Origin of the sequence: Rhizobium sp. CCGE 510 (genome assembly GCF_000292525.1) — a bacterium.
Lineage (GTDB): Bacteria > Pseudomonadota > Alphaproteobacteria > Rhizobiales > Rhizobiaceae > Rhizobium.
Window position 1 is genome coordinate 1 of sequence record NZ_AEYF01000018.1, and the last position, 13,158, is coordinate 13,158.

At 60.0% G+C, this 13,158-nt stretch carries 13 protein-coding genes; 3 read left to right on the forward strand and 10 right to left on the reverse strand.

The window, feature by feature from the left end; genetic code table 11:
- The 3 genes from RCCGE510_RS08485 to RCCGE510_RS08495 all read right to left on the reverse strand — a co-directional run.
- A partial coding sequence (locus RCCGE510_RS08485) for a helix-turn-helix domain-containing protein (RefSeq protein WP_037078244.1) occupies positions 1 to 237 on the reverse strand: 237 nt, incomplete at its 3' end.
- 276 nt (positions 238 to 513) lie between these two features.
- Positions 514 to 2,664, reverse strand: a complete 2,151-nt coding sequence (locus RCCGE510_RS08490; RefSeq protein WP_007629051.1) for a mechanosensitive ion channel family protein — start codon at positions 2,662 to 2,664, stop codon at positions 514 to 516.
- A 212-nt stretch (positions 2,665 to 2,876) separates the two neighbouring features.
- The gene (locus RCCGE510_RS08495; protein WP_037078179.1) at positions 2,877 to 4,187 is read right to left on the reverse strand and encodes an epoxide hydrolase family protein; all 1,311 of its coding nucleotides are present in this window, start codon (positions 4,185 to 4,187) and stop codon (positions 2,877 to 2,879) included.
- Positions 4,188 to 4,511: 324 nt separating this feature from the next.
- Between RCCGE510_RS08495 and RCCGE510_RS08500 the strand changes: the two genes are divergently transcribed.
- Positions 4,512 to 5,462: an alpha/beta hydrolase gene (locus tag RCCGE510_RS08500; RefSeq protein WP_007629056.1), complete on the forward strand. Its 951-nt coding sequence runs from the start codon at positions 4,512 to 4,514 to the stop codon at positions 5,460 to 5,462.
- Here the strand turns inward: RCCGE510_RS08500 and RCCGE510_RS08505 are convergent.
- Both RCCGE510_RS08505 and RCCGE510_RS08510 read right to left on the reverse strand, forming a co-directional pair.
- Complete coding sequence (locus RCCGE510_RS08505; RefSeq protein WP_007629057.1) at positions 5,451 to 6,365, reverse strand: LysR family transcriptional regulator; 915 nt, start codon at positions 6,363 to 6,365, stop codon at positions 5,451 to 5,453. The two genes, RCCGE510_RS08500 and RCCGE510_RS08505, sit on opposite strands and share 12 nt — an antisense overlap.
- 78 nt (positions 6,366 to 6,443) lie before the next feature.
- The gene (locus RCCGE510_RS08510; RefSeq protein WP_007629059.1) at positions 6,444 to 7,136 is read right to left on the reverse strand and encodes a DUF599 family protein; all 693 of its coding nucleotides are present in this window, start codon (positions 7,134 to 7,136) and stop codon (positions 6,444 to 6,446) included.
- A gap of 260 nt (positions 7,137 to 7,396) precedes the next feature.
- Here RCCGE510_RS08510 and RCCGE510_RS08515 point away from each other — a divergent pair, with 260 nt between their 5' ends.
- Positions 7,397 to 7,885 (forward strand): PAS domain-containing protein, encoded by a 489-nt coding sequence (locus tag RCCGE510_RS08515; protein ID WP_007629062.1) that lies wholly within the window; start codon positions 7,397 to 7,399, stop codon positions 7,883 to 7,885.
- A 62-nt stretch (positions 7,886 to 7,947) separates the two neighbouring features.
- On the opposite strand, the gene RCCGE510_RS08520 is transcribed toward RCCGE510_RS08515, so the two are convergent.
- Positions 7,948 to 8,328 (reverse strand): hypothetical protein, encoded by a 381-nt coding sequence (locus RCCGE510_RS08520; protein WP_007629063.1) that lies wholly within the window; start codon positions 8,326 to 8,328, stop codon positions 7,948 to 7,950.
- A gap of 77 nt (positions 8,329 to 8,405) precedes the next feature.
- Positions 8,406 to 9,098 carry a hypothetical protein gene (locus tag RCCGE510_RS08525; RefSeq protein WP_007629064.1) on the reverse strand — a complete coding sequence of 231 codons (693 nt, stop codon included), beginning with the start codon at positions 9,096 to 9,098 and terminating at the stop codon, positions 8,406 to 8,408.
- Positions 9,099 to 9,351: 253 nt separating this feature from the next.
- On the opposite strand from RCCGE510_RS08525, the gene RCCGE510_RS08530 reads away from it, so the two are divergent.
- On the forward strand, positions 9,352 to 9,960 hold the full coding sequence (locus tag RCCGE510_RS08530) for a TerC family protein (protein ID WP_007629065.1): 609 nt from the start codon (positions 9,352 to 9,354) through the stop codon (positions 9,958 to 9,960).
- A gap of 28 nt (positions 9,961 to 9,988) precedes the next feature.
- Here RCCGE510_RS08530 and RCCGE510_RS08535 read toward each other — a convergent pair whose 3' ends face one another.
- From RCCGE510_RS08535 to metG, 3 genes are read right to left on the reverse strand one after another with little or no spacing between them, the layout of a single operon-like run.
- Positions 9,989 to 10,813, reverse strand: coding sequence for an MBL fold metallo-hydrolase (locus RCCGE510_RS08535; protein WP_007629066.1), 825 nt, complete (start codon positions 10,811 to 10,813; stop codon positions 9,989 to 9,991).
- 4 nt (positions 10,814 to 10,817) lie between these two features.
- A complete protein-coding gene (locus RCCGE510_RS08540; protein WP_007629067.1) occupies positions 10,818 to 11,600 on the reverse strand; it encodes a TatD family hydrolase in 783 nt (260 codons plus the stop codon).
- 4 nt (positions 11,601 to 11,604) lie between these two features.
- Positions 11,605 to 13,155, reverse strand: a complete 1,551-nt coding sequence (gene metG / locus RCCGE510_RS08545) for a methionine--tRNA ligase (protein ID WP_007629068.1) — start codon at positions 13,153 to 13,155, stop codon at positions 11,605 to 11,607.
- Between the last annotated feature and the right edge of the window lie 3 nt (positions 13,156 to 13,158).

The following is a 13,158-nucleotide window of genomic DNA, read 5'->3' on the forward strand; positions in this document are numbered from 1 at the left end:
GAGCTTGCCGATCCGCCGGCGCCTTTCGTGCGCCATGTCGTTGGCGGTCATCGCCCAATAGCCCTCGGCATCGGGCAATTCCTGATCGTGCCAGTAGTTGCGTTTGATCTCCCGGGAGATGGTCGCACGGTCCCGGCCAAGGCGTCTGGCGATCTCAGACTGGCTAAACTTCTGATCCAACATCCTGGAAATCGATCGGCGTTCGTCAAAACTCAAATGCGAAAAGGTACGGCTCAAACCATGGCTCCCGAAAAGCAGGCAGCTTAGCGCCTTTGTTGCAGTTCGAGATAGAATGTGCCCGGCTACATACCAATATCGCATAAGACAGATTATGGAACAATAGGATGCCATTTGATTACAATCACATACCGTCGTCATCCATCTGAGCGTCCCACTCTTTCAAACCAGTTTTCGCGAGTTTGCCTTTTGAAGCACATCGTCCGGACGATCCCTCGTAGGTCAGACTGTTGCTTCACTAGCGTTCGATGGAAAGCTGCCCGTGGCTCGACGCGGTTACTCCTCAGGTGTTGGGATGACTTTTGATGGCCTTTGTAGTTCCGCGGCAGCGGCGGAAGCTGCTGCATCTCCCGTTCCGCTGGAAACATGGACGGTCGGCGTTGCAAACTGGATGCCTTTTTCCGCGAATGTCTTCTTGAGCATGGCAAGGGCCTTGCGGCGAACGCCGAATTGTTCGCCGGGTTTGGCCATGAATTTCAGCCGAATTTGCACACCGTAATCGGCCATCTGCTCGATGCCTTGCATTTTCAAGGGCTCGATGATGTTGGGTCCGAGTTCGGCATCTTCCAGAAGCTCGACGCCGATGCGCTTGATGGTCTTGCGGACTTCCTCAAGGTCGCTGTCATAGTTCAGGGTAAGCGTAATGATGTCGATCACCCAGTCGCGGCTGAGGTTCTGCACCGCGCCGAGTTCGCCGAAGGGAACGATGGTGACCGGACCGCGATGGTGTCGCAGGCGGATGGATCGCAGCGAGAAACCTTCGACCGTCCCTTTGTATTTTGCCGCCTGAATGTACTCACCGATGCGAAAGGCATCGTCGAACAGATAAAAGACGCCGGAGATGATGTCCTTGACCAGTGTTTGTGCACCGAAACCGACGGCTATGCCGACGACGCCGGCGCCGGCCAGCAGCGGTCCGATCTGAATGCCGACGGCATCCAGGATCATCAGGAAGCCGACAGCCCCGATCGCCAGAAACAGCACGTTGCGAAGGATCGGAAGCAGCGTATTCAACCGCTGACGTCGACGCACGTCGGGTCCATCCTGATGCCCCGCCTCCGCACTTCGCGACGCTACCGCCATCTGGCTGTCGATCAGCGTGCTTGCGAGCTTCCAGATGACGTCGGTCACCAGCAGCACGATAACGATACGGATTCCTGCGCGGATCAAACGTGTGGTCACCGTTTCGGCTGCGGCAAGGTCACTGAGATTGACATTCCACGAACGGGCAATGAGCAGCGCGGCGACCACGATGAGGCCGTTACGCAGCGTTTGCATGATGACCACCGACCATCCGACGATGGCTGGATCCTCGACGGCGTGCTCGCCGCCGGATCGTATAATGCGACCAATGATATCACGAGCCACGGCAACGGTGAGCGGCAGAAGCGCCATGACGATCAACGTCCAGAACGCTCCGCGGAGCCCGGACACCCATAACAGCCATGATAGTACGATGCTCGCGCTGAAGCCGACACAGACCAGCCGGTTCACCGGCGGCCCATCAGTACGAAAATGCCGCAGCCAAATCATGGCGATCAGCGTGATCGAAACGACGCCGAGCCACGCCGCAGTAAAGAGGTCGACCAGGATGGGCGAAGCCCCGATGGTCTGGAACACCTCCATTATCGCCCAGCCAGCCGCCAGCACGGCGACGATTGCGAGGAGCCAATAGTACCAGAACCAGGCAAGCGAGGTAGCAAGTGTCAGAAGCCGCATATGCGGCAGCCGTGCGCCGGGCGCGATGACGATGCGGCCCACAAGCACGCCAAGGCGCATCATCAGCGCCGCTGATAGCAGAATGAGCGCAATATCGCGAAAGACGGCAGGCCATGGAAAGAGGATAAACGCGCCGAGGCTGCCGATCAGGTAACCGGCCAACGCGAGAAGGCCCATTGAAAGCCGGCTCGCATGCAGCTTGATCCGCTGCCGCACGGTGTCGGCAGGCGCGGTCAGCACAAAATGAAGCAGCCCTCGCCCGGACCACCAGGCAAGGCGCTGCGCAGCGAATCCGCCTGCTATGAACAGCGTAACCGCCAGGACCAGTCCGACAGCATCGATACGATCATCCGTTTGGAAGACCCGGATCGCTGTTTGGATCTGCCCAGGAAGGGTCGGGACTGCATCGACGAGTATGAGCAACCTTTGGCGCAAATCCTGTAATGCGGTGGCAATCGACGGCGATTCCGCCTCTTGCGGGTCTGCTGCCGGTTGTGTCGGTTCCTGAGTGCCGGGGACGATCCGATTGACCAGCGCACGTCCGGCATCATCATTCGGCAATTCGATGATAACCCGGATCGGTCCCGAGGAATTGGTCGGTTCGGCCGCTGTGGCGCCTGTTACGCTCGCGAGCAGAAGCGTCGAAAATACCACCGCCAGGAATGGGAACACTTTGCCGAAAAAATGACGGTCGTCGTTGATGCGCATGTAGCCGTGGTCCCCGCGAAGTTGGCGTCGCTTCTGCTTGGTTGGTAGCAACTTCGGACTTTGTGAAGCGTTGCACAATCAACGTCAATCGACGAACCCGTCTGCGGACACAAACCTGATCAATGCCCGATGCGAGGATCAGCGACTGGTCCGTGAACTCGTCGCTTGATCACTGGCGGTCAACGCTATGTCGCCCCGCCCCCATCGGCGGCTCACGACCGCACGGTCTTGAACCCTGCCCTGATCTCCTGACTGAAGAGTTCCGGCTCCTCCCAGGCCGCGAAGTGGCCACCCTCGGAGACGCGGTTGTAGTAGATGAGCTTCGGATAGGCCTTCGACAACCACTTCTTTGGCGGCTTGTAGACCTCTCCGGGGAATATGGTGACGGCGACCGGTACTTTGACCGCCGTGAGCTGCGCGCCCGCCATGGCGTTTTCCCAATAGATACGGCCACTTGAGGTACCCGTGTTCGTCAGCCAGTACAGCGTGATGTTGTCGAGAATGGCATCCTTGCCAAGCGCCTGTTCCGGATCGCCTCGGGTAAACACCCAGTCAGCAATCTTGTCGTAAAGCCAGGCGGCGAGGCCAACCGGAGAATCCGCAATGCCGTAACCGACCGTCTCCGGACGCGTGCTCATGAGTGCCGCATAGCCGAAGCCATTGTTGAGGAAGTCCCGCGCCTCGTCGAAGACGACCTTCTCGTCCGCAGACAGGCTGTCCGGAGCCGGTCCTCCATTTTTTAGAGCTTGGGCTGCATCGGATGGGAACGTCGTGGCCCGCTCGACCCTGTTGACGTGGATCGCGAGCAGCCCATCGGGCGCCTGGCGCCCCAAGGCGTCGCTGATAATCGCGCCCCAGTCGCCGCCTTGCGCGACATAGCTGATATAGTCGAGCCGCTTCATCAGCACATCCCAGGCAGCCGCTATCCGCTGCGGGTTCCAACCCGTCGCCGGAGGTTTCCCGGAGAAGCCGAACCCCGGAATCGAAGGGATAACCAGGTGGAAGGCGTCCTCCGCCGAGCCGCCGTGCGCCGTCGGGTCCGTGAGCGGTCCGATGACATCAAGCAACTCGAACACCGAACCCGGCCAGCCATGGGTCATGATCAACGGCAGCGCGTTTTCATGGCGGGAACGGACATGAATGAAATGGATGTCCAGTCCGTCGATATTTGTGAGAAATTGCGGAAAACCATTCAGCCTGCTCTCTGCCTTGCGCCAGTCGTAGGACGACTGCCAGTAGCCCACCAGCTCCTTTAGCCTCGCGGGCTGGACGCCCTGCGAACGATCCGTGACGGTTTCGCCGTCGGGCCATCGAGTTTCGGCAAGTCGCCGCCTAAGATCGGCGAGCGCTCCCTCGGAAACCTCGGCCTTGAACGGTCGGATCTCCGCGGCTGCGGCGGCGGTGACCTCGGCAGCCTCTGACGCAAGCGGAAGGAGAACGGTGGATATGCCGACCGCGGCACTTCCCCGCAGCAGCGAGCGTCGCGACATAGGCCTGTGGTTCAAAGAAGTCAGCAGTGCCATGACGTGTGTCCTTTCATGACATCGAGGGTCAACGGACAGGTTCGACAAGGGCTGTGCCCTTGGTGACCACATGGTTCAATTCGGTCAGACATATCAGTTATTCCTTATACTGTCGCCCGACGCTCTGCGTTCCGCATCCATGCGCCAACGAGCTTTCTCAAATTGGCGGCCGGTAGCTTATTTGGGTGGGTCGACGGAGCGCCGACACCTTGGGAAATCGAGAGGTTTCCTCTCATTTTCCTCGGCTACCTCGCGCTGATGACGTGGCCATATATTTGCCTAGACCGGGCGCAGTGGGGCCCGTCGCTCAGGAAAGGATCTCGTATGTTTGAAAACAAAGCCGCAAATATCCCCGCATCGGCCGGAGCTGCTTCATCCCTCCCCCTCGGCGAAGTCTTGGCGTCCGCAGAAACGCCGCACTGCGACATCGACTTCATCGAGATCGATAAGTTCCTCACGCTGAGAAGAATGATTGTTCGCGCCCCGGACTCAAAAGGCACTGTGCTTTTCCTGCATGGGTTTCCGGAAACGCTGACGGTCTGGAAGCATATCGCGAGCACGCTTGCTCGCGACTATGACGTTCACGCCTATGATTGGCCGGGCTACGGCCAGTCGTCGCGCCCGATCCTGCAACGGTTTTCCTACGCGCCGCAAGCCTACGCGGCGGTGTTGAAGGCCTATATCGAGAGGGCAGGCATCGACCGGTCGAACCTCGTGATCTATGCGACCGATATTGCCGCCCTCCCCGTTCTTCTTCTTGATCTCGATGAGCCGGCGATTGCCAGGCGGATCATCGTCGGAGACTTCGCGCCGTTCGACCGGCCGCAATACATGTGGGAGAGCCTGCAAAACCTCAAGGCCGAGCCGACCGCCTCGCCGACCCGAGCCTATATGAACAAGACAAGCGACGAGATCCTTCAGAACGTGCACAGACGCGGCCTGTCGCCCGTCGAGCAATTCGATCTGCCGACCGACGTCCAGCGGGACATGGCCCATTCGTGGAGCCTTGACGATATGACGTCAGCGGACGCCTTTGCCTACTACTACGCAAATTTCACGCGCGACCAGAACGTCCTCGAGGCCAACCTCGACCGACTGAAGACGCCGGTCAAGTTGATCTGGGGCGAAAAGGACGTCTATATCAAAAAGGAAATGGGCATGGAGTTCGCTGCCAGGATCGGTGAGAAAATCGATATCCTGCCGGGTATCGGCCACTTTCCACATCTTCAAAATCCGGAACATACGGTTGAAAAGATTCGCGCATCATTCAGATAAGGCTTGATTATCTTCCTTCTCCGATCGTGCGCGCAATCTGGGTAAAGCCCAGTCGACAAAAGCGCGTACCTTCAGCGCAAGAATCCCCTGGCGCGCGTAGACGATATGAATCGGTTGTGGTGCTCCATCGAAATCCCGCAGAATGGGCACGAGCGCGCCGGACGCCAGCTGGTCCGGAACCTGGTAGTCGAAGAGCCGCGCGATTCCTGCTCCGGCGACGGCTGCTGCGAGGCAGTTCGCCGCGGTATTCACTTCCAACCGGTTGCGGGGTACCACCTCCACCGGCCTGCCGTCGACGTCAAATGTCCAGAAGAATGTCCGCTTGTTAAAGACGATCCCGTCGCGATCGATGAGATCGCCCGGGCACTGAGGTTCGCCATGTCGCGCGAGATAGGCAGGGCTCGCGCAGGTCAGCAGGCGGAATTCGCCGATTTTGACCGCATGGAGGAAGCTGTCAGCGAGGTCGCCGAGACGGATGGCGATATCCACCTGCTCGGACACGAGATCGACTGTGCGGTCGAGCGATAGCAGATTCAGCGACACCTGCGGATATTTATCCATGAAGCTGAGCGCAACCGGCAGGACGTAGCGGTTCCCATATTCGATCGGCATCGTGATCGTCAGCGCGCCTCTGGGCGTCTGGTATTCGCCCGACGCCCTTCGCTCCGCCTCCTCGAGATCCGCAATGATTTTTCGGGCAGCGTCGACATAGTCGCGGCCGGCATCGGTGAGCTGAAGATTGCGGCTGGTTCGGACGATGAGGTTTGCGCCAAGATGGCGTTCAAGCTCGGCTACCTTGCGGCTGACGCTGGGCAAGGGCGCGTTCAACCTCCTGCTGCCGGCCGAGATGCTTCCGGCGTCGACGACGGCCAGCAATATGCGCATCGCTTCGAGACGATCCATCGGCCACCGCCCCTAAGATATCGCTTCTGCTCATCATCGGTCAGCAGACTATGACGTTGCCCCGAACCGCAGGCAATCCTAATCCAGCAGCCTGCGTATGGCCATGATCCCCTTTGCAGCATCCGACCAGGATTGACGCCAGATCAAAACGCCGACGCTGAGCACGGTCGCGACAATGAAGGGGATTGGTCCAATGAACCAGAATGCGGCAGCGACGGTGAAGTAGTAGGACCGGACGCCGACGCTGAACGATCGAAGAGCCGGGTTCAAGACCAAGGTCAGGGCGTTTGTCCAGCTGACGATGTCCCTGTCCTCATCGCGCGAAGGGCTCGCCCCGATCGCCGCAAGGCAATAGTTGATCTGCCGGACCGCCCAGATGAAATCGGACAGGCCACGCAACAGCGTCGCCATGATCAAGAGAACCTTGCACTGGAAAAACCAGGCGGGATCCTGCGCCGCAAACATCGCGATCAGGCCGCCGCCCGATCCATAATTCGGTTCCATGAACAGCGCACCGCTGAGCCCGACGATGACGATGAGATTGGCCGATCCGAAGAAGGATGCCGAATTGATCGTGTGCCCGAGGATCGCCGCGTCGCCGATGAAGTTGTTGTCTCGCGTCAGCACCTCGCGCATCCAGGCCGCTCGAATGCGCACCATGTCGACGGAAAGACTGTCGTTCCGCCGCGGCCACCCCATTGCCATCAAGGGCTCGAGTGCCACCCAGACGAGAAGAAAGAATACGATCGCCGCGACGTTCAAAAAATCCATGGTGTCCCCCGAACTGAATGGCGTTTTTCCAAACACTACTTCGAGGGAACGGCGGCTCCAAGCGTCTATCGTCGTCCCCGGGTTCCTTCGCTGCGCATGAGGGCCGAGCGGCTACGCGTCGCGAGCCTGTATGGCGGTCTCGGGCCGCACGGACGACGAAGATTAAAAAAGTCGATTTGCGTCCGGTCGAAAGGCGATTAAGATCGGGTGGCACCAGCCGCGTGACGTGGTCAACCGGCAGGTCAGACTGGGGATACGGAATGGACCTTGCCGAAGAGCCTGGCATCTTCACGTGGGATTTGGCGACCGACACGGTTTACGCGGATTCGGCGCTGGCAAACCTCTTTGGGCTTGATACGGAGCAGACCATCTCGGGGCTGCCGATCATAAAATACCTCGACAGGATTCACCCGGACGACAAGGCATCTGTGGCCAAGGCGATTTCAGACTCTGTGATCACTGGAAATCCCTATCGCCATGACTATCGGGTATTTGACCGAAGCGGGCAAATCGTAGCCGTGGCCGCCTTCGGCCGTTGCTTCAGGGATGCAGCCGGAAACCCGTCGCACTATGCGGGCATCGTGTTTCGGTCGAATGATCACGTCCAGCAAGACGACTTGTTTGCTCACTGCAGGGAGGCGCTGAAAATTGCGCAGTCATCCGGCCTGCAGACGACGGCCGCTGCGCTTGAAGCGATTCTGAATGAGCTTGCCAAGCAGAAACCTTCCGAGGTTATGCCCATTCATTGATTCCCCTCCCGCACTGGTTTCGCTGATTCAGCTCTTACCCCTACCGCTGGTCCCTCAACCGGTCACCGCCGCCTTGCCTCCCAGGCATGGCCGGCAGATCCGGCAAACAGCAGGTCGAACGGCAGGCGTCGAACTAGTCTGGCAGCAACGAAGGTCGCAGCGATCGCCGCGGCGAGCTTCGCCCAAGGATAGTCGCCGAGCTGAACATGGGCGTTTGCATCGACCGATGTGGCCTTGGCTTTGAGAGCCGCCTCGGCATCCTCGCGCAGCGCGGATATGCGGACGCGCAGCAGCCTTAGCTCCTGGCGCAGGGCGGTCAGGTCTTGATCGGCTTTTTCACGCGCGGTCTCGGCGGCAGCATCGGCAAACGGCGGTTCACCTTCGGCGATCAGTTCATCGGGGTCGAGCGGCAGGTGGCCGTCCCGGTTGATTGATGATTGCATGGACATGTCCTCCAATGACGGGTGGGAGAAAATAAGGCCCGGCATTGCCGCCGGGCCTCGGGATATTCAGGTGTCTCTCAATGGTCGCGTCGGAAACCCTGGCTCTGATGCGATCCGCCTTGCGACTGGGTTTGCGCCTGGGTTTGCGATTGGCGATTGCCATCCTCCGATGGCGCGCCGCCACTGCCGCTCAATGTGTAGGCACGCACCTTGGCGCTTCCATGCGCGGCGTCGCGCATCGCGACCGGAGGTGCATCGTCGGAAGGCGACGCGTCGAATGCACTTTCGGACAACGCGAGGTCTTCCGACGCTTTACCGCCAGAGGATTGGCCGGCAAAACCGGTATTGGATGCGGCTTGCTGCCCGTCCTCCAAAGACCAGAGGTCCGCCCGCTCATCCATATCGATGCTGCCCTCGTCGTCCAGAATATCGTGGACGGTCTCATAGAGCGCGTTATCGATATCATTGACCTGGACGAGGAAGCCGCCTCGCCGCAGTCCTTCTGCGTAGACCGCACGATCCTCGTCGGGAAAGAAGAAGTCCGCCAGCGCGTCGAAGAAACCGCTTCGGTCGTCGCTCATCGTGCCGGCGGTCTTTCCATCCGCCTCATACCCCGGCATCAACCTGATCCTCGCAACCGGCACGCCGGCGTCTTCCAGACGGGACACGGCGGACTCGGCTTCCGAGCGGCTATCGAAAAATGCCGTGAGGCTGCCGCTCCCTGTCGGGCCTGAGAAAGCTGGATTGGTATCGTTGTAAATGCTGCTCATAGGAATCTCCTCTCGATGCATAGACCCACGCCGTCGATCCGCCGGCTGGTTTCCTGATCAGAAAAACAGGTGGACCACAGGAATGTTCCAAGCGAACGCGGAGGAGATACCGGCGGCTCCCCGATATCGAAATGAGGAACGTTTTGGCATCGAGGATCGTTGTCCGGCGCTGCCGCAATTCAAAGCGCTGTTGCGGTTGACGTCTAACCTTCGAGACGCTAGCACGGCTCTTGACGCATCGGGGATAATTCATATGGACATCTTTACGGCAGCCGGTCTGACGGCTTTGCTGCAGGTCATTGCTATCGACCTCGTTCTCGCTGGCGACAACGCCGTGGTTATCGGTCTTGCCGCCGCCGGCCTCGAGGCCACCCAACGGCGCAAGGCGATTATCGTCGGCATTCTGGCAGCGACCATCCTGCGTATTCTCTTTGCCAGCGTCGCGGTCTATCTGCTGGCGGTTGTCGGCCTGCTGCTGGCCGGCGGCCTGCTCCTCCTGTGGGTCTGCTGGAAGATGTGGCGCGAGATTCGTGCCGGCCATGGTGACAATCACGATGCCGCGGATGCCGAAGGCGCGCCGAGAAAGACCTTCTTCCAGGCGGCGACCCAGATCGTCATCGCCGACGTCTCGATGTCGCTCGACAACGTGCTGGCTGTTGCCGGCGCCGCGCGCGAACATCCGAGCGTGCTGGTCATCGGTCTTGCCCTGTCGATCGCGCTGATGGGCATCGCTGCCAACCTGATCGCCCGGTTGCTCACCAATCACCGCTGGATCGCCTATGTCGGCTTGCTGATCATTCTCTACGTTTCGATCGACATGATCTATCGCGGCGCCGTCGAGGTTATGCCTTACATGCAGTGACCCTATGTGTAGGGTCGGGGGTCGGGGTTCAGACCCCGATCCTCACTTCGATTTCGAAACTCATCTGGTCATAGGCCGGCACCACATTGTCCGGCGTCTCAGCCATCACCGCGTCGTAATCGAGCGGCGTGTGCATATGTGTGAGGATCGCCTGTTTCGGCTTCAGCCGGCCGATCCAGTCCAGCGACTGTTCCAGCGACAGGTGGCTCGGATGATAAGTATATTGCAGCGCGTCGATGATCAGCACATCGAGATTCTGCAGCTTGTTGACGGTCTGCGGCGGAAAATCGCTGATATCGCTGCAATAAGCCACATCGCCGATACGGAAACCGAGCGAGTGAATATCGCCGTGCTGCTGGATATGCGGATGAAACTGTATCTTGCCGCCGGGGCCGCGGATTTCGACCGGTTCGTCGAGGTTTTCGATGACAACAGGCAGCACGATCGGCGGATAATTGCTGCCCGGCGGCGTTTCCAGGCAATAGCCGAAGGCCTCCCGCAGCCTGTCCATCGTGTATTGGTCGGCAAAGATCGGCACTCGGCGGCGGGTGTTGTGAAAATAGCCGCGCAGATCATCGATGCCGTGAATATGATCCGCATGCGGGTGACTGTAGAGCACGGCATCGACATGGTCGGCCCCTGCCCTGATCATCTGCTCGCGAAAATCCGGTCCGGTGTCGATGACGACGGTGGTGACACCGCCATCCGGCGAAAATTGCTGCACCATGAATGCGGCGCGGGTGCGCCGGTTCTTCGGATTGTCGGGATTGCAGGCGCCCCAGTCGCCGGTAATGCGCGGCACGCCGGGTGACGACGAACAGCCGAGAATGGTGAAGCGCCGCCGGTAGAGCACGCCGTTAGACCCTCGGCATCTTCGTAAACAGGCGCAATGCGTTGTCTGTCGTGATCCGCGCGACGTCTGCATAGGAAAGGCCGATCGTCTCGGCGAGCACCTCTGCGGTGTTGACGACATAGGACGGTTCGTTGCGCTTGCCGCGCCAACGCTTCGGCGCCAGATACGGCGCGTCGGTTTCCACCAACAGCCGATCCTGCGGAACCGTCTTGGCGATCTCGCGCAGCTCTTCCGACTTCGGGAAGGTCAGGATGCCCGAAAAGGAAACATAGCCGCCGAGTTCGACGCCGGTCCGTGCCAGTTCCGGGCCAGCCGAGAAGCAGTGCAGGATGAAGGGGAAGGCCCCCTTCCCCGTTTCCTCGGTCAGGATCGCTGCCATATCCTCATCGGCGCTGCGGCTGTGGATGACCAGCGGCAGCTGCGTTTCGCGCGCCGCCGCGATATGACGGCGGAAGCCGGTCTGCTGGTCCTCGGGCTTCTGCGTATCGTAGAAATAGTCGAGACCGGCCTCGCCGATCGCCACCACCTTGTCATGGGCATTGGCAAGCCGCACCAACTCTTCCGTCTGGATATCCAGCTCTTCATCGGCATTGTTCGGATGTGTACCGACCGAGCAAAACACCGATGGATATTTTTCGGTGATTTCAAGCAGCGCGTCGAGCTTGCGCACCCGCGTCGAGATCGTCACCATCTGCCCAATGCCGGCTTGATGGGCGCGCGCAACGATTTCGTCGCGCTCCGCCTCGAAGTCGGCGAAATCAAGATGGCAATGCGTATCGATCAGCACGGCCTCAAGCCTCCGGAGCCACATAGCGCGGGAAGACCGGCGTCGGCGCTTCGAGCGGCGTTCCGGACACGAGGCGGCCGGCTTGCCCAAGAGCGGCGAAGTCGCGCTTGTCTTCGGATGCCGCGACGAGGTCCAGCAGCTTGCCCGATGATTCCGGCATGAACGGCTGCAGCAGGATGGCGATCTGGCGCACCACTTCTGCCGTGACATAGAGCACCGTGCCCATCCGCTCGGGATCGGTCTTCTTCAGCGCCCATGGCGCCTGGCCGGCGAAATAGCGGTCGGTCTCGGACACGACCGAGATGATCGAGGCGAGCGCCCGGTGGATCTGCTGCTTGCCCATGTCTTCGCGCGTCGAGGCGTGCAGCGCATCGGCCTGCGCCAGCATGGCCCTGTCCTCGTCGCTGAGCGGCCCGCATTCGGGGATCTTGCCGTCGCAGTTCTTGACGATCATCGACAGCGAGCGGCTGGCGAGATTGCCGATGCCATTGGCGAGGTCGGAGTTGATGCGGACACCGATCGCCTCTTCGCTGTAACTGCCATCCTGGCCGAAGGACACTTCCCGCAGGAAGAAGTAACGCACCTGGTCGAGGCCGAAATGGTTCACCAGATTGACGGGATCGATGACATTGCCGAGCGACTTCGACATCTTCTCGCCCTTGTTGAGCAGGAAGCCATGGGCAAAGACCCGCTTCGGCAGCGGCAGTTTTGCCGACATCAGGAAGGCCGGCCAATAGACCGCATGGAAGCGGATGATGTCCTTGCCGATGATGTGCACGTCGGTCGGCCAGTATTTTGCCAGCGGACCGTTCCTGTCCTCGATATAGCCGGTCGCGGTGATGTAGTTGGTCAGCGCGTCGACCCAGACATACATGACATGGGCCGGATCGTTCGGCACTTTGATGCCCCAGTCGAAGGTCGTGCGCGAGACCGAGAGGTCCTTGAGGCCAGACTTGACGAAAGAGATCACCTCGTTGCGGCGCTCGGCCGGGCCGATGAAATCGGGGTTCGCCTCGTAATGGGCAAGCAGCTTCTCCTGGTATTCGGATAGCTTAAAGAAATAGCTTGCCTCTTCCACCCACTCGACGGGCGTGCCCTGCGGCCCGTAGCGCACGCCGTCGGCGCGCAGCTCCGTCTCGTTTTCCTGGTAATAGGCCTCGTCGCGCACCGAATACCAGCCGGCGTAGCTATCCTTGTAGATGTCGCCGTTGTCGGCCATCAGGTTCCAGATATTCCGCGATGTCTCGCGATGACGCTCCTGCGTGGTGCGGATGAAGTCATCATTCGAGGCATTGAGCAGCTTGGCCATCGCCTGGAATTCGCCGGAGTTGCGATCGGCGAGCGCCTGCGCGGTGATCCCCTCGGCGCGCGCTGTCTGCTGCATCTTCTGCCCGTGTTCGTCGGTTCCGGTCAGGAAGAACACGTCCCTGCCATCAAGGCGCTGGTAGCGCGCCATCGCATCCGTTGCGATCAACTCATAGGCATGGCCGATATGCGGCTTGCCATTGGGGTAGGAAATCGCGGTGGTGATGTAGAAGGGGGTCTTGTCTGTCATGGC

Excerpts from the sequence above, each read along its gene's own strand:
- RCCGE510_RS08505 (WP_007629057.1), bottom strand. The coding sequence starts at position 6,365 with ATGGATCGTCTCGAAGCGATGCGCATATTGCTGGCCGTCGTCGACGCC.
- RCCGE510_RS08500 (WP_007629056.1), top strand. The coding sequence starts at position 4,512 with ATGTTTGAAAACAAAGCCGCAAATATCCCCGCATCGGCCGGAGCTGCT.
- RCCGE510_RS08520 (WP_007629063.1), bottom strand. The coding sequence starts at position 8,328 with ATGCAATCATCAATCAACCGGGACGGCCACCTGCCGCTCGACCCCGAT.
- RCCGE510_RS08495 (WP_037078179.1), bottom strand. The coding sequence starts at position 4,187 with ATGGCACTGCTGACTTCTTTGAACCACAGGCCTATGTCGCGACGCTCG.
- RCCGE510_RS08530 (WP_007629065.1), top strand. The coding sequence starts at position 9,352 with ATGGACATCTTTACGGCAGCCGGTCTGACGGCTTTGCTGCAGGTCATT.
- RCCGE510_RS08510 (WP_007629059.1), bottom strand. The coding sequence starts at position 7,136 with ATGGATTTTTTGAACGTCGCGGCGATCGTATTCTTTCTTCTCGTCTGG.
- RCCGE510_RS08490 (WP_007629051.1), bottom strand. The coding sequence starts at position 2,664 with ATGCGCATCAACGACGACCGTCATTTTTTCGGCAAAGTGTTCCCATTC.
- RCCGE510_RS08515 (WP_007629062.1), top strand. The coding sequence starts at position 7,397 with ATGGACCTTGCCGAAGAGCCTGGCATCTTCACGTGGGATTTGGCGACC.
- RCCGE510_RS08525 (WP_007629064.1), bottom strand. The coding sequence starts at position 9,098 with ATGAGCAGCATTTACAACGATACCAATCCAGCTTTCTCAGGCCCGACA.
- metG (WP_007629068.1), bottom strand. The coding sequence starts at position 13,155 with ATGACAGACAAGACCCCCTTCTACATCACCACCGCGATTTCCTACCCC.